General features: G+C 60.8%; 13 protein-coding genes. 6 read left to right on the top strand and 7 right to left on the bottom strand.

Going from position 1 to position 15,094, the window contains the following annotated elements:
- Positions 1-586 (top strand): FmdE family protein (locus Mgrana_RS13080; RefSeq protein ID WP_119358051.1); only part of this gene is annotated, 586 nt, incomplete at its 5' end.
- Between the two features lie 50 nt (positions 587-636).
- Here Mgrana_RS13080 and Mgrana_RS13085 read toward each other — a convergent pair.
- The gene (locus Mgrana_RS13085) at positions 637-1,260 is read right to left on the bottom strand and encodes a response regulator (protein WP_119358052.1); all 624 of its coding nucleotides are present in this window, start codon (positions 1,258-1,260) and stop codon (positions 637-639) included.
- Position 1,261: 1 nt separating this feature from the next.
- Positions 1,262-2,737: a sensor histidine kinase gene (locus tag Mgrana_RS13090; RefSeq protein ID WP_240631373.1), complete on the bottom strand. Its 1,476-nt coding sequence runs from the start codon at positions 2,735-2,737 to the stop codon at positions 1,262-1,264.
- 487 nt (positions 2,738-3,224) lie between these two features.
- On the opposite strand from Mgrana_RS13090, the gene Mgrana_RS13100 reads away from it, so the two are divergent.
- From Mgrana_RS13100 to Mgrana_RS13120, 5 genes are all read left to right on the top strand, one after another.
- Positions 3,225-3,317, top strand: coding sequence for a potassium-transporting ATPase subunit F (locus tag Mgrana_RS13100; RefSeq protein WP_119358055.1), 93 nt, complete (start codon positions 3,225-3,227; stop codon positions 3,315-3,317).
- A 1-nt stretch (position 3,318) separates the two neighbouring features.
- Positions 3,319-5,388 (top strand): potassium-transporting ATPase subunit KdpB, encoded by a 2,070-nt coding sequence (gene kdpB, locus Mgrana_RS13105; RefSeq protein WP_119358056.1) that lies wholly within the window; start codon positions 3,319-3,321, stop codon positions 5,386-5,388.
- Between the two features lie 107 nt (positions 5,389-5,495).
- Positions 5,496-7,199 (top strand): potassium-transporting ATPase subunit KdpA, encoded by a 1,704-nt coding sequence (gene kdpA, locus Mgrana_RS13110; RefSeq protein WP_119358057.1) that lies wholly within the window; start codon positions 5,496-5,498, stop codon positions 7,197-7,199.
- A gap of 9 nt (positions 7,200-7,208) precedes the next feature.
- Complete coding sequence (gene kdpC / locus Mgrana_RS13115) at positions 7,209-7,808, top strand: potassium-transporting ATPase subunit KdpC (protein WP_119358058.1); 600 nt, start codon at positions 7,209-7,211, stop codon at positions 7,806-7,808.
- A gap of 5 nt (positions 7,809-7,813) precedes the next feature.
- Positions 7,814-8,923, top strand: a complete 1,110-nt coding sequence (locus Mgrana_RS13120) for a sensor histidine kinase KdpD (RefSeq protein ID WP_206075093.1) — start codon at positions 7,814-7,816, stop codon at positions 8,921-8,923.
- A gap of 638 nt (positions 8,924-9,561) precedes the next feature.
- On the opposite strand, the gene Mgrana_RS13130 is transcribed toward Mgrana_RS13120, so the two are convergent.
- From Mgrana_RS13130 to Mgrana_RS13150, 5 genes are all read right to left on the bottom strand, one after another.
- The gene (locus tag Mgrana_RS13130) at positions 9,562-10,941 is read right to left on the bottom strand and encodes a glycoside hydrolase family 13 protein (RefSeq protein WP_119358060.1); all 1,380 of its coding nucleotides are present in this window, start codon (positions 10,939-10,941) and stop codon (positions 9,562-9,564) included.
- Positions 10,942-10,945: 4 nt separating this feature from the next.
- Entirely contained in the window at positions 10,946-11,764 is an 819-nt protein-coding gene (locus tag Mgrana_RS13135; protein ID WP_119358061.1) for a carbohydrate ABC transporter permease, read from the bottom strand.
- A complete protein-coding gene (locus tag Mgrana_RS13140; protein ID WP_186813138.1) occupies positions 11,757-12,683 on the bottom strand; it encodes a carbohydrate ABC transporter permease in 927 nt (308 codons plus the stop codon). The genes Mgrana_RS13135 and Mgrana_RS13140 overlap by 8 nt, the downstream gene beginning before the upstream one ends.
- 16 nt (positions 12,684-12,699) lie before the next feature.
- Positions 12,700-13,932 (bottom strand): ABC transporter substrate-binding protein, encoded by a 1,233-nt coding sequence (locus tag Mgrana_RS13145; protein WP_119358062.1) that lies wholly within the window; start codon positions 13,930-13,932, stop codon positions 12,700-12,702.
- A 75-nt stretch (positions 13,933-14,007) separates the two neighbouring features.
- Positions 14,008-15,021 (bottom strand): LacI family DNA-binding transcriptional regulator, encoded by a 1,014-nt coding sequence (locus Mgrana_RS13150; RefSeq protein ID WP_119358063.1) that lies wholly within the window; start codon positions 15,019-15,021, stop codon positions 14,008-14,010.
- Positions 15,022-15,094 lie beyond the last annotated feature (73 nt).

The following is a 15,094-nucleotide window of genomic DNA, read 5'->3' on the forward strand; positions in this document are numbered from 1 at the left end:
AGCCGAACTTCTGAGGCGAAGCTCAGAGCTGCACCGTCACCTCTGCCCTCGCCAGGTGCTGGGGGTGCGGATGGGGGTGTGGGCGGGGGAGCTGCTGGGGCTGGAACTGCCCCAGAAGGGTAAACGCTTGCTGGTGGTGGTGGAGACCGATGGCTGCTTTGCCGATGGGGTCTCGGTGGCCACAGGGTGTTGGCTGGGGCGGCGTACTATGCGCTTGCTGGACTACGGACGGGTGGCCGCGACCTTCGTTGATACCCAAAGCCTGCGGGGGATGCGGCTGGCCCCCCGGCCGGGGCTGCGGGAACAGGTGCAGCAGGGGCGGAGGCTGGGACAGCGGCGGTGGGATGCCTATATGGAGGCCTACCAGGAGCTTTCGGCGGAGGAGCTGTTTAGGCTGGAGTGGGAGCCTTCCTTGGACTGGGTGGGTGAGCTGGTGGGTAAGCCCAGCCAACGGGCGGTGTGCGCGGGGTGTGGGGAGGAGGTGCTGAATGGCAGGGAGGTCCGTGGGGAGGGGCTAGTCCTGTGCCGGGCTTGTGCGGGTGTCTCCCCCTACCAACCCGCCGGGAGGCCGCCTGGAGGTCGCTAGAGCGTCCTACACGTATTTAGATTTAGAGTTAGCTATGGGGAGATTCGAGCCTATAACAAACCCTGTCTCAATGCCCTGATGGCTGCTTGGGTCCGGTCGGAAACGGAAAGCTTGGCTAACAACTCCTCCACGTGGGTTTTCACGGTGCTCAGGGAGATGCCCAGGTCTTGGGCGATTTGCTTGTTGGATAAACCTTCAGCAATTAACCGCAATACCTCGAGCTCACGCTTCGTAAGCTGAACTTGAGTTTCACCTGGTACATTGAGCTGACCCAGCACAATATGGGCGATCTGAGGGTCAAGGTAAATGGATCCCATGGCAGCTGCCCGCAGGGCTAGCAACAATGAGGCCGGATCAGAGGACTTTAGGCAGTAAGCATCCGCTCCTGCGGTCATGGCGGCTAGCACCTCGGTCTCGAGCTGGTGTACGGTGAGCATCACCACCCGTACTCCAAAGCGTTCCTTGATCTGCCGAGTGGCCTCAATCCCGTCCATGCCGGGCAGACCGATGTCCATGAGCACCACATCAGCAGGGGTATAGGCAAGCTGCTCCATACCCTCCTCGGCGCTCCTACCTTCGCCCACCACCTGCAGATCGGGTTCGCGATTGATGGCGACCCGTAGCCCATCACGGGTAAAGGCATGGTCTTCGACAATGAACACTCGAGTGAGCATTTTACTCACTAACCCCTACTGCATCCGAGTTGATTGTTATCGAGCGATCAGATAAGGGTAGCTCAACCTGGAAGAGGCTGCCCCCGCCAGGGCGCTCAAGGTAACGGATACTTCCTCCATGGGACTCAGCGATTTGGCGAGCCAGATATAGGCCTAAGCCTTTGCCTCCCCCGGCACGGTTGCTGGAGAAGCGGGTGAAGAGGCGCTCACGGATTTCTGCAGGAACGCCCGGTCCCCGGTCGGCAACGCTGAGCGTGGCCAGGCCCCTCTCCCCTTCCAACCATACCTCGACCTGGCTTCCGGGTGGAGCGAAGCGGGCGGCGTTGTCGAGGAGGTTTTGTACCAGTCGGCGGAGCTCCCCTTCCCTCCCAGCAACCTCCAAACGCTCAGGGGTATATACCTCCACTTGCAAGCCTCGCTCCTTCCAAAGCCCGCTCAGACGCTCTATGGCCTCTTGCACCAGCTTCACGAGGTCCAGGAGGGCCTTGGGTGGGGAATCCTCGCCACTTTCGAAGCGGGCTACCAGCAAAAGCTGATCGGCTAGCTCGAGCAGGTCCTGGTTGGCCTCGAGACCGTTCTTCAGATTTTTACGGAAGTCTTCCGATAGCTCGCCATAAGCTCCTTCCAAAGCCAGCCGCATGTTCATCGCGTTCGCTAGGAGCGGGGTGCGTAGGTCGTGGGAGAAGGCGTAGATGAGGTCACGGATAACGCCATTGCGGTGGGTTAGCTCAGTTTGCTGACGCTGCAGGCGGGCAAAGAGTTCAGCTTTACCCAAAAGGGCCTGTAGTGCGGGGATGAGTTCGGAGAGGAAAGGGACTGCGCCCTCGAGCCGTATGTTCTCAAGTAGGAGCAAGAGGTCGGGGCGGATCTGGCCACAGAGGAAAATCCGCCCAGAGAGAATCAGCTGCCGTACCGGTTTCTGGCTGGCGGAGGGAACCTCCTCTGGGGTTGCCCAGCCTTTAGGGGTAGCGTACACCCGTGGTCCCCACTCCCTTCCCTTTAGAGGAACGACGGCTGCGGCGTCGGCCTCGAGGAAGTTGCGCAATACCAGGGCAGATCGCTCGAGGAGTTCGGCAGGGGTGAGCGGTCCGGAGAGGTCCTCGACGAGTTGGCGCAGTTGCCGCTCGCGCTTAGTACGGCGCTCCTCGAGGCGCACTTCAGCCAGACGGCCCGAGGACTGGGCAGCTTGCAAGCTCAACAGGGCTACCAGAAAGAACGAGAGCGCGGTGAGCGAGCGGTTTAGGATAGCGGTAGCGTCCAGCCCGCCTCCTTGCTGCGCGTTTAGGATCCCCGCCCCCAGGTTTGCCAGCAGCGCTAAGAAGGTCATGGTGGCAGTGAAGCGAGGAGAGAAAGCCAGGGCGGTCAGAGCAATGGGTACGTTGTAAAGAATAGCCACCACCAAAGCTTGTGGGGTCATCACATCGGCCAAGAACACCCCACCGATTAAGAGGGCGCTGATCAGCGCCAGAGCACGCATCGAAACCAGTATAGTTCCCGGCCTCACACAACCACCACCAGCACTTCCAAGACCCCCTTTCTGGGCAAGGCGTACACTTGACCGGCCTACCCCCAGTGAGCTGCCCCCCGGGGCAGATCCAGAACCACCAGACCCCGCCACCGAGCCTTCTTGGGTGGACCCTCCAACCTCTGCCAGGCCTGCTTCTGGAGGGCTTGCCACAGGCCAGACAAGAGGTAAGGTCCCTCAAAGCGCAACGCCCCTTTCCAGAGAGCGAAGCCTCGACCCGATCGCGCAACGACACCCCGTAACTGTGGGGCGGACTCGAGACCGGGCTTAGGAAGGGCGAGCGCCATACCGGGAGCCTGGCCTCATTCTGCGCCGCGGTGAGCCAAAGACCCAGAGGCCAGACGGCCCGGGGGATCGGTCAGATGACCGATCCTGGCCGCCTCCCGGCGGCTGTCGCGGCAAAGTGGGCAGGGTCTAGCCTGGGCGGAGGAGGTGGAGTGTGTCGCCGATTGAATATGCGCTTATAGGCATCATCTCCTTGGCACTTCTGGTCTACCTGGTCTATGTGATTATTGCCCCCAAGAGGTTCTAACATGTCAACCCTTTTGCCCAAATCTCAGCGTCCGCGTAATCTGGAGCGCTCAAGAGGCCTCTTTGACCCCGAGCTGTCACGCCAGGCTCTGAAGGAAGCCTTTCGCAAGCTTAATCCCCGTCTCATGGCGAAAAACCCGGTGATGTTTGTAGTGGAGGTGGGAACCGTGGTGGTACTTTACCTCACGGTTCGCTCGGCCCTCACTCAGCCTTCGCAGTTTGCTTATGGAGCTGCGATTTTTGTTCTGTTGTTGCTCACACTGCTCTTTGCTAACTTTGCCGAGGCTTTGGCCGAGGCCCGGGGCCGGGCCCAGGCCCAGAGCCTGCGTGCAGCCCGGGCTGACCTCAAGGCTTTACGCCTGACCGAGGATGGGGTAGAAGAGGTCTCTAGCACCGTCCTTCGCCGTGGCGATCGAGTGCGGGTAGGGGAGGGGCAGTTCATCCCCGCCGACGGCGAGGTGATCGAGGGGTTGGCCATTGTGGACGAGTCGGCCATCACCGGGGAGTCAGCCCCGGTAGTACGCGAAGCGGGCAGCGACTTCAACGGAATCACCGCCGGGACCCGGGTACTCACCGGGCAGATCGTGCTAGAGGTAACCTCCAATCCTGGTGAGAGTTTCTTAGACCGGATGATCGGCCTGGTGGAAGGTGCAGCCCGCCAGAAGACCCCTAACGAGATTGCCCTTACCGTTTTACTGGCAGCCCTCACGGCCATTTTTCTGATTGTTACCATCACCCTCCTGCCCTTTAGTCTTTACGCCGGCCAGGGAATCAGCCTGACCACACTGGTGGCCTTGTTGGTATGCCTGATCCCTACCACCATCGGTGGGCTGCTCTCGGCCATCGGTATTGCCGGGATGGATCGGGCTCTCAGGGCTAACGTGATCGCTAAGTCGGGCCGAGCAGTGGAGGTCGCGGGGGATATCGACACCCTATTGCTGGACAAGACCGGAACCATCACCTTAGGGGACCGTCAGGCTACCGAGTTCATTCCAGTGCAGGGGGTAGGCCGGGAGCGGCTGGCCTGGGCGGCTTTAGCCGCCTCACTTCACGACACCACCCCCGAGGGCAAGAGCATCGTGCGGTTGGCCCGCGAGCAGGGGGCCCAGTTGGAGGAGGCCTCATTGGCAGGATCGAAGGGCCTCGAGTTCACCGCTCAGACCCGTATGTCCGGGACCGATCTGCCTGGTGGGATACGTCTACGTAAAGGAGCCTCGGACCGCATCGCCGAGCTGGCGCGACAGGCGGGGAACCCGGTTCCCCCAGACTTGACCCTGCGGGTAGAGGAGGTGGCCCGCCGGGGGGCTACCCCACTGGTGGTAGCGGAGAACGAACGGGTCTTGGGGGTAGTGGCCCTTTCAGACATCGTGAAATCGGGAATCCGCGAGCGCTTTGCCCAACTGCGGCGGATGGGTTTGCGCACGGTGATGATTACCGGTGACAACCCGCTTACAGCTCAAGCCATTGCCAAGGAAGCCGGTGTGGATGATTACATTGCAGAGGCCAAACCGGAGGACAAGCTACGCCTAATCCATGAGGAGCAGACCAAAGGCCACCTGGTGGCGATGATGGGCGACGGCACCAACGATGCTCCGGCCTTGGCTCAGGCCGACGTGGGGCTGGCCATGAACTCAGGCACCCAGGCCGCCAAAGAGGCCGCCAACATGATTGACCTGGACTCTGACCCCACCAAGCTCTTGGAGGTGGTGGAGATCGGTAAGCAACTTCTCATCACCCGTGGAGCACTCACCACCTTTTCCGTAGCCAACGACGTGGCCAAGTTCTTCGCCATCCTCCCCGCGATCTTTGTGGGGGCTTACCCTGAGCTACAGGCTCTCAACATTATGCGCCTGGCCACCCCGCAAAGCGCTATCCTCTCGGCGGTGATCTTCAACGCCCTCATCATTCCCTTGCTCATCCCCCTGGCTTTGCGAGGGGTGAGTTACCGGCCTATAGGGGCTGATGCCCTGTTATGGCGCAACCTGTTGATCTACGGCTTGGGAGGGGTAGTCGTGCCCTTCATCGGCATCAAACTCATCGACCTGATCTTGGTCGGGATAAGTCGCTTGTGAGGGGTTAGGATGCTGGATCTCGCCTATGTTTTGCTGACCCTGCTCTGTTTTGCTCTTTTTCTTCTGTACGTCTACGGAATGGAGCAAATTCGGGACTAGGAGGATGTATGTTGGCCGGCGTCGTACAGATACTGATAGTGCTCATACTCATGACTGGACTAGCGGCTTTGGTGGGGGGGTATCTGGCTAGGGTGTTCACCTTGCCCGGGCACTGGGCCCTCGAGCGCCTCACCTATCGCCTGCTGGGGATTGACCCTGTGGAAAAGATGTCCTGGCAGCGCTACGCCTCGGCGCTGGTGCTGACCAATCTCCTCATGATGCTGCTGGGCTATCTCCTGTTGCGCTTGCAGGGGTGGCTCCCTCTCAACCCCGGCCACTTGCCCCCGCAAAGCCCCGACCTAGCTTTTAACACTGCCGCCTCCTTCGTGACCAATACCAACTGGCAAAGCTACGCCGGAGAGACCAGCCTTTCCAACTTTAGCCAGATGGCGGTGATCACCTTCCTGATGTTCGTCAGCGCCGCCACAGGTCTGGCTGCCGGGGGGGCTTTCATCCGCGCCCTGAGCCGCGCGGGATTCGCCGCGATCGGCAATTTCTGGGTGGACCTCACCCGGGTGACCTACCGGGTGCTGTTGCCGCTGAGCTTTGTGCTGGCCGTGGTCTATGTGCAGCAGGGCGTGCCGCAGACCCTGAGCGCCGGGGTGCTGGCCACTACCCTGGAAGGAGCCCCGCAGCAGATCGTGCTGGGGCCGGTGGCCAGCCTCGAGTCCATCAAGCACATAGGCACCAACGGAGGCGGGTTTTTCAACACTAACGCCGCCCATCCCTACGAGAACCCCACCCCCCTCACCAACGCACTGCATATCCTGGCGATGCTCCTCATCCCCTCAGCCCTTACGTACACCTTCGGCAGCATGCTGGTCCGCAGGCGGCAGGGCTGGTTGTTCTTTGGCACCTTTCTGGTTCTGTTTGTCGGATTTTTAGCCCTGGTCTACACCGCTGAGCAACGGGGTAACCCCCTACTCAGCAAAGTTGGCGCAGATCAAAGCCTCACCGCTGGACAAAGCGGCGGGAATCTGGAGGGGAAGGAGCTTCGCTTCGGTATCGCTCAGACCAGCCTCTTCATCACCACCACCACCGCCGCCACCACCGGATCGGTGAATGCCATGCACGACTCCCTCACCCCCCTGGGCGGCCTGGTCCCCCTGGCGCAGATGATGCTCAACGTGGTGTTCGGCGGGGAAGGAGTTGGGTTCATTAACCTCGTTCAGTATGTGATCCTGGCGGTGTTTATCATCGGTCTGATGGTTGGGCGTACCCCGGAGTTTTTGGGGAAGAAGCTCGAGGCCAAAGAGGTCTCCCTCACCACGTTGGCCTTGCTGGCCCACCCGGCGAGCATCCTGGGGTTCACCGCGCTGGCCCTGGTCTGGCCCGGTGCGCTCAGTAGTCTGGGCAATCCCGGAGCGCACGGGTTCAGCGAGGTGCTCTACGCCTACACCTCGGGTACCGCCAACAACGGTTCGGCCTTCGCTGGACTCAATGCCAACACGCCCTTCTATAACACCACCCTTGGCCTGGCTATGCTCTTTGGCCGCTTCCTGACCCTCTTGCCCATGCTCGCTGTAGCTGGATCGCTAGCCGCCAAGCGCTCTTTGCCGCAGACCGCCGGGAGTTTTTCTACCGAGACCGGGCTGTTTGGCGGTGTGCTGGTGCTGGTGATCCTCATAGTGGGGGGCCTTACTTTTTTCCCGGCCCTAGCTCTGGGGCCCATTGTGGAGCACCTACAGATGCTTGCAGGAAAGACCTTTTAGGAGGTGTGTATGCGCCCGTTACCCGAGACCCCTCTGGCCTCTCTTTGGCGGCCAGCATTGATGATCACGCTGCTCCTTTGGCTATTGACCGGGCTGGCTTATCCGCTGCTGACCACTGCGGTGGCCCATGTCCTCTTCCCCTATCAGGCCCAAGGCAGCCTCTTGAGGAAGGAGGGGAAGGTGGTTGGCTCGAGGCTGATTGGCCAAGCCTTCACCTCGCCCCGTTACTTCCACCCACGGCCCAGCGCTACCTCTCCAGAGTCCTACAACGCTGCGCAAAGCAGTGGCAGCAACCTGGGCCCGACCAACGCCAGGCTGATCCAGGCTGTGCAGGAAAGGGTGCGGCAGTATCGACAGGAGAACGGTTTGGGGGATGGGGTGCCGGTCCCCGTGGACGCGGTCACGGCCTCGGGGTCTGGCCTGGACCCAGATATCTCTCTGGCCAACACCCAGCTGCAGGCGGCGCGGGTGGCAAAAGCCCGAGGAATCCCCCTGGAGCGGGTGCGCCAGCTCATTCGCGAGCACATCCGTCCACGCCAGTTCGGCCTGCTGGGTGAGCCCAGGGTGAATGTCCTCGAGCTCAACCTGGCCCTGGATGGGCTACGCTGAGGTTTGTGGAAGGGCTGCCCGACCCCCAGCAGTTGCTCGAGGCCATCCTGAAGGGCGGTCGGGGTCGTCACAAGATCTACGTAGGGGCCGCCGCCGGGGTGGGTAAGACCTACCGAGCACTGCAGGATTTGCGCGAGCGCCTCGAGGCTGGTGTGGATGCGGTGGTGGGCTACCTTGAGACCCACGGGCGGGCCGACACCGCCCGGATGGCCGAGGGTCTGCCCATCTTCCCGCGCAAGCAGCTGGAGTACAAAGGGGTGACCCTCTCAGAAATGGACCTGGAGGGGCTGCTCGAGCGCCGCCCGGCGTTGGTGTTGGTGGACGAGCTGGCTCACACCAACGCCCCCAGCTCCAAGAATGCTAAGCGCTATCAGGATGTGGAGGAGCTGTTGCAAGCGGGGATCAGTGTGATCTCCACTATGAACATCCAACACCTGGAGTCATTAAACGACCTGGTAGCTCGCCTCACCGGAGTACAGGTAAAAGAGCGCGTACCCGACCGAGTACTGCTGGATGCTGATGAGGTGATCCTGGTGGACGTGACCCCAGAGGTGCTGCAAGAGCGGCTCCAGGCGGGCAAGATCTATCCCAAGACCAAGATCGAGCAGGCCCTGGCCAACTTCTTTACGGTGGAGAACCTGGCCGTGTTGCGTGAGCTGGCCCTGCGCAGTGTGGCGGATAAGGTCGAGGAGGATGCCTCAGCAGGGGAAGACTCCCCGGCCATCAAGGAGCGCATCGCCGTGGCGGTGACCCCGAGTCCCAAAGACGTCTTGCTCATCCGCCGCGGCGCCCGCATGGCCAGGCGGATGCGGGGCGAGCTGTACGTGGTGTATGTGAGGAATCGCCGCCTCTCCCGTGAGGAGGAGCGAGTACTGGATAGCCACCGAATCATCACCGAGAGCCTCGAGGGCCACTTTTATCGCCTCGAGGGTCGCGACGTCGCCGGGGCACTGGCAGATTTTGCTAAGGAGCACGGCATCACCCAACTTGTCCTGGGCGAAAACTCCAACCCTACTTGGCGCAATTTCTTCCGCCTGTCAATCATCCAGCGACTGATTTATCTGACCCATGACATCGATATTCACATCATAGACCGGCGGGTAGAAGGGCATTAAGTATCAAGAGGGCAGGCTCTTATCAGGAAAATTGAAAGATCCTAAGCAAAGTGTATTTCTGACTGAGCCAAACATCGAGTGCTTCTAAGGCACAATAGGCTTAGAACCACGTCCCATAGGTACACTAGCCCAAACATCTTTCCCGGCTGCATACCGCATCCTCCCCAAACACTATGTTGCTCAGGCCAGCGACTTTTCGTCCTCGTCGCCAATGCGTTCGCCGCTGGGGTTGTAAATCTGCCCGAGTACCTCCTCGCGCAAGGGCGCGCCATCCTTGGGGTAGCGGCTCAGTTTTTCACCGCGCTGTTTGCGAGCGATGCGATCCGCCAGCGCGCGCTGGACCTCGAGACAGGCATGCTCGAGGGACTCGTCTGAACCCTTCCAGGCTACAAAGTGGTAGGTCTGTCGGCTGATGGGAACGGTCTGTTCGGCCCTGGCCCAGTGTCGGGGGGCTAGCAGACTGCGTTCAGCTCAGCATCCTTAGGACAGGTTTTGGGGGTTTTAGAGTGTGTTTATCTTTGCTGATCCAGCGCAGACGGGCCTGGGTCATGCCGCAGCGAAAACTGCCCTTGCTTCAGACCTTGATAAGTCCCCATCAGGCTTCGCCTGACCTGGGGGTGGGTGAAGGGGAAAGGGGGTCAGACACTCCTCAGCAAAACCCAGCTCCTCAGGGGCTCAAGCCGAGAAAAGTGAACATATCCATTCCGTACAGTGAACTCCTCGTAACCCAAGGCATCAAAGAGGTGAGTTCCTTCAGAAAAGCTAACTGGTAAAGCAAGTTCACAGGGTACCCGGGTGTTGTTGAGCACCACCAGCACCCGTTCATCCCCTAAAACTCGGTAGAAGCTGAACACCCGGTCCTCGGCGTGGGCCACCTCGAACGCGCCCCGTCGCAGCACGGGATGGGCCCGGCGCAGGGCCAGCAGTTGACGCACGCTGGCTCGAATCTCTGGCTTCCAACCCTTCGGCTGCCAGATCATCGACCGGCGGCAGTCGGGGTCGTTGCCGCCCTCCATTCCGTTCTCGTCGCCGTAGTAGAGCATGGGGGCACCGGGGTAGGTGAGAAGGAAGGTGAAGAGAAGCTGTGCGACTTTAGGGTCTCCACCGCACTCGGTAAGAGCACGCGGGGTGTCGTGGCTGCCCAGGAGGGTCAGCATCCCCCACTCCGAACCCTCGGGCAGCCGCTCGCGCAGCAGGGTGAGGGCGCGGGCGAAGCTGTCGGCGGCCAGGGCGTTCTTGAGGAAGAAGTCGAAGAGCAGCTCCCGCAAGCGGTAGTGCATCACCCCGTCGAAAGTGTCACCTTGCAAGAAAGACCAGGGGTCGCGCCACTCCTCGGCTACCAGGTAGGCTTCGGGGTAACGCACCTTCACCGCCTGCCGCAGTCGTTGCCAAAAAGGGGTCTCAATCTCATAGGCCACGTCCATACGCCAGCCATCGGTACCGCGCCCCAGCCAGTACAGCACCACCTCACGCACGAAGGCTTCAACCTCGGGATTACGGGTGTTGAGCCGGGGCAGCCAGCCCACCCCGCCGCAGGTGGCGTAGTTGGGTAGCTCCGGCTGCAGGGGGAAGCCGTAGGGCGTGAACCAGTCGCGGTAGGGTGAGCGCTCGCCCTTCTCGAGCACGTCCCTGAAGGGCGCGAAGCCCATGCCGCAGTGGTTGAACACCCCGTCGAGCACCAGCCGCATGTCCCGCTTCTTGACCTCTCGCACCAGCCGGTCAAAGGTGGCTTCGTCTCCGAAGTGGGGGTCAATCTGAAAATAGTCGTAGGTGTCGTACTTGTGGTTGGTGGCGGCCTTGAAGATGGGGGTCAGGTAGAGCGCGTTGCACCCCAGGTCTGCGATGTACTCCAGGCCCTCGATGACACCCTCGAGGTCCCCCCCAAAGAAGTTGTCGCGGGTGGGGGCCGCCCCCCAGGGCTCGGTGCCGGGGGGGTCGTTGGCGGGGTTGCCGTTCTTGAAGCGCTCGGGAAAGATCTGGTAAAAGATGGCGTCTTTAACCCAGTCGGGGATCAGCACGATGCTACTCCTTGAGACCGGTGTTGGTGATCCCGGCGATGAACTGCCGCTGTGCGGCCAGGAAGGCCAAGACGGCTGGCAGGGTAACGATGGTGGCGGCTGCACTGAGCAACGTCCAGAAAACCCCGTACTGCCCCTGGAACATGGCCAGGCCCACCTGCACGGTGCGCATGTCCGGTGAGTTGGTCACGATCAGCGGCCAGAGAAAATCGTTCCAAGCGAAGAGGAAGGAGAAGATGGCGTTGGCCGCCATCACCGGGGTGGACAGGGGCAGCACGATGCGGAAAAAAATCGTCAGGCGTCCGGCGCCGTCTATAAGGGCGGCTTCCTCGAGTTCCCTCGGCAGCGAGAGGAAAAACTGGCGGAAGAGGAAGATCGCAAAAGCCGAGACTGCCCGCGGGATAATCAGGGCGTTGTAGGTATCAATCCAGCCCAGAGCGTTTACCACCAGGAAGCTGGGGATGAGCGTCACCGGGAAGGGAATCATCATGGTGCCCAGCACCCCGAAGAACAGCAGGTCGCGCCCCACGAAGCGCATCCGGGCGAAGGCGTAACCGGCCATGGCCGATAAGAGGGTCTGGGCGAGGACGATTCCCACCGTCATCACTGCACTGTTGAGGAAGAAGCGGGGAAAGGGCGCGGCCTGCCAGGCTTTGGCGAAGTTCTCCCACTCAAAATGCACTGGGAACAGCAGGGGTGGCTGGTATAGCGCACTCTCAGGCTTGAGGGCGGTGGTGAGCATCCACAAAAAGGGCATGGCCGAGAGGAAGGCCCCACCCGCCAGCAACAGGTGGATCAGCACGGCTTTCCAAGGCTTAGGCATCGTCCTGCCCTCCTCGAGTCAAGCGGAACTGGATCACCGTAACCAAGAAGATCAGGGCAAACATCACGTAGGCCACCGCTGAGGCGAAGCCCAGCTCGCTATAGCGAAAGCCCTGCCGGTAGAGGTAGTAGCCCAGCACATCGGTGCTTCCCAGGGGTCCCCCCGAGGTCATCACATAGACCAGATCGAAGACCTGGAAGGCATCAATCAGGGCTGTAACCACCAGGAAGAAGGTGGTTGGAGCTAGCAGAGGTAGCGTGATGTGGCGGAATTGCTGCCAGGAGTCCGCCCCATCCAGTTGGGCCGCTTCATAGTAGGTCTTGGGGATCCCCTGCAGAGCCGCCAGGTAGACCACCATGTTGAAGCCCACCCGCTTCCATACCCCAACCACGATCACAGCCACCAGGGCCCAGGAGGGGTCGCTGAGCCAGGAGGGCCCCTCGAGGCCCACCTCCGCAAGCCCCCGGTTCACCACCCCCTGAGTCGGATCGAAGAGGTACTTCCACACCACCCCGCTGGCCACAGTAGGGGTAATCACCGGTAAGAAGTAGAGCACCCGATACAGGGCCTGCCCCCGGATGGGCTGATTGAGCAGCACGGCAACCAAAAGGCCGAGGGCCAGCGCTAAAAGGGTCACCCCGCCTGCGTAAAGCAGGGTGACGCGCAATGAGTTCCAGAACTCTCCAGAGGCCAGCAGCCTGGTGTAGTTGGCCAGACCTACAAATTCCCGGTGCGGGGAAAGCCCATTCCACTCAAACAGCGAGAGATAGAGCGAGTAGAGGGCCGGGTAGAAGTTGAAGGTGCCCAGCACGGCCACCGTGGGCAGCAGGAAGAGCAGGGCTGACGGTAACTCGCCCAGGGTACGCCTCCAACCTCGGTGGACAGCGGTGCTGGTTGGCTGAAGGCGTACCCCGTTCATCAAGTCCCCCTTTGCCCTAGCGCAGCAGCGGTGCAACTTCCTGTGCGGCGCGCTCGAGCGCATCCTTGGGGCTTAGCCGCCCCAACAGGGCTTCTTGCACGTACTTGGCGAAGATGTCCGAGATCTGAGGATAGCGGGCCACCGGGGGGCGGGGCCGGGCAAAGGCCATCGAGTCTACGAAAGGGCGCATGAGGGGGCGGGCGTTGCTCACCCAGGCCCGGTAGGCCGGGTCGTTGGCCACCGAGCGGCGCACCGGCAGGAAGCCGGTTCCGCGATCCCACTCGACCTGCACGGGCGTGCTGCTGAACCAGTTGATGAAGTCCCAGGCGGCTTTGGCCGTGGCCGCGTCGGCGTTCTGGAAGATGAAGATCTGTTCGCCGCCCATGTTGGTGGCTGGCCGCCCTCCGGCCGGATATGGGAAGGGAGCCGAGCCCAGCTCAAAGTTGACCTGCTGTGGGAAGAACTGGGTCATCCAGGAACCGTCCATCACCATCGCGGCCTCGCCGCGCCCGAAGAGACCCCACGGGGCTATGGGCGCTACCTTGTCCTTCTGCGCCAGGTCCACCAGAAACTGCAGGGCCCGCACCCCTTGGGGTGAGTTGAAAGCCGGAGCGGTGTTGTTGGCGTTCAGGAACTCGGCTCCTGCGCCCCAGAAGTACACCTGAGTTTGCCAGGTAGTGCCCTCCCCGCCCTGGGTGAAGAGTTCAATCCCCCATTTGCCGGTTTTTTCCTTGATCTGCTTAGCATACCTCAAAAGCTCATCCCAGTTGCGTGGGGGGCGGTTGGGGTCGAGCCCAGCTTGACGGAAGAGGTTTTTATTCCAGAACAGCCCGAGATCAGAAGCACTCACCGGCAAGCTATAGCGTTTACCCTGGTACATCCCGTAGACCAGGGGGCCGGGGAAGTAGTCGGCGAGGTTTAGGTTGCTCTGTCGGATGAAGTCGTCGAGTGGCGCTAGAGACCCGCTCTGGGTTAGCAAGGGCATGGCCACGAGGTCGGAGATGGCCATGATAGGGGTTTGCTTGGCAGTAATAGCCGTTTGCAGTTTGGTTAGCAGTTCTCCGCCGGGTACAAATACCGCCTCGATGGTGACGCCGGGGTGCTCCTTCTGGTAGCGCTCGATGAGGCCCTGCAGAACTTGTCCGTTGGCCCCATCCCAGTAATGCCAGAAGGTCAGCTTCTGCGCCATACTTAGGCCGAGCAGCACTACAGTCGTAATGACGATTGCCTTGAGCCAGCTTGCTTTCATGCTTACCTCCATGGTTCTTTGGCGAAACTTCTGTTCTGGTTGCTTCTACGGAGCCAGCATTGCTATTTCTGCGGATCACCTTCCTCTCGACGTGGAATCTCGAATGACCAAGCGAGGATGGAGCAAGCGATGAACGGTTTCACTTGAGGGACGCTTGATGCGCTTGAGGAGCAGGTTGGCTGCCAACCCTCCCATGGACTCAATCGGTTGGCGAACTGTGGAAAGACCATAGGCTTCGGCCCAGGGCTGATCGTCATAGCCCACCAGACGTACTTCGCTGCCGACCGGGAGGCCTTTATGGGCAAATTCATCCATCAGCCCCTGCGCCAGCAGGTCACAGGTGGCGAATATATTGGCTGGGCCGTCCAACCGTTTGAGCAGCTCTTTAGCAGCCAAGCGTCCGCCATCCCAACTGAACTCGACGGTGATGATGTGTTCCTTGGGCAAACTTACTGAGTCTTCCTCCAAGGCTTGCTGGAAGCCCTCGAGGCGCTCGCGGAAAACCCCGCTGGCAAATGGGGTATCGAAGCGTTCCTCAACCAGGATTACGTAGGTAGGGGCGGGGCGCTCGAGGAGGTGCTTACCAGCGAGATAGCCTCCCCTGACATGATCCACGGTTACACTGTCGTAGGCGGGATGGGCAATATCCACCAAAACTGCGGGTAAGTCCGCCGGAAGCTTCCCGCCTTCAAAGAGCCGATCAGGGTTAAGGGAAGCCAGAATCAAACCATCCGCGTGGTATGGCGGGGCTGAGGGGTTGCGATAGCGCTCGAGCCGGCGAGGGCTTAGCAAGGGAAATAGACCCGCATCGTAGTCGTGCAGGGCTAAGGCTTGATCAATGCCGTTGATGAGGCGGTTATAAAAGTCGGTGCCGATCATCGGCAAAATCACCGCCACGGACTGGGTTCTACCGGTGCGAAAAATGCGTGCAGCATTGTTGGGGCGGTAGCCCAGGTGTTGGACGGCGTGCTCCACCTTGGAGCGTGTTTCTTCTGACACGTCCGGATAGTTGTTGAGTACCCTCGAGACCGTACTGACCGCTACGCCTGCTAGCTCAGCCACATCCTGGATCGAGACCCGTTCGTTCATAAACACCCATCCTCACAAGAGCCTGTTTAGGATGCTGTAAAAACGTTTCCGAAATCGTTTTTGTAAACGAAGC

Source organism: Meiothermus granaticius NBRC 107808, from assembly GCF_003574355.1.
GTDB lineage: Bacteria > Deinococcota > Deinococci > Deinococcales > Thermaceae > Meiothermus > Meiothermus granaticius.

What these genes read in the sequence shown, in the direction of transcription:
- Mgrana_RS13085 (WP_119358052.1), bottom strand. Translation starts at nt 1,260, where the DNA reads ATGCTCACTCGAGTGTTCATTGTCGAAGACCATGCCTTTACCCGTGAT.
- Mgrana_RS13090 (WP_240631373.1), bottom strand. Translation starts at nt 2,737, where the DNA reads ATGCGTGCTCTGGCGCTGATCAGCGCCCTCTTAATCGGTGGGGTGTTC.
- kdpB (WP_119358056.1), top strand. Translation starts at nt 3,319, where the DNA reads ATGTCAACCCTTTTGCCCAAATCTCAGCGTCCGCGTAATCTGGAGCGC.
- kdpA (WP_119358057.1), top strand. Translation starts at nt 5,496, where the DNA reads ATGTTGGCCGGCGTCGTACAGATACTGATAGTGCTCATACTCATGACT.
- kdpC (WP_119358058.1), top strand. Translation starts at nt 7,209, where the DNA reads ATGCGCCCGTTACCCGAGACCCCTCTGGCCTCTCTTTGGCGGCCAGCA.
- Mgrana_RS13135 (WP_119358061.1), bottom strand. Translation starts at nt 11,764, where the DNA reads ATGCCTAAGCCTTGGAAAGCCGTGCTGATCCACCTGTTGCTGGCGGGT.
- Mgrana_RS13140 (WP_186813138.1), bottom strand. Translation starts at nt 12,683, where the DNA reads ATGAACGGGGTACGCCTTCAGCCAACCAGCACCGCTGTCCACCGAGGT.
- Mgrana_RS13145 (WP_119358062.1), bottom strand. Translation starts at nt 13,932, where the DNA reads ATGAAAGCAAGCTGGCTCAAGGCAATCGTCATTACGACTGTAGTGCTG.
- Mgrana_RS13150 (WP_119358063.1), bottom strand. Translation starts at nt 15,021, where the DNA reads ATGAACGAACGGGTCTCGATCCAGGATGTGGCTGAGCTAGCAGGCGTA.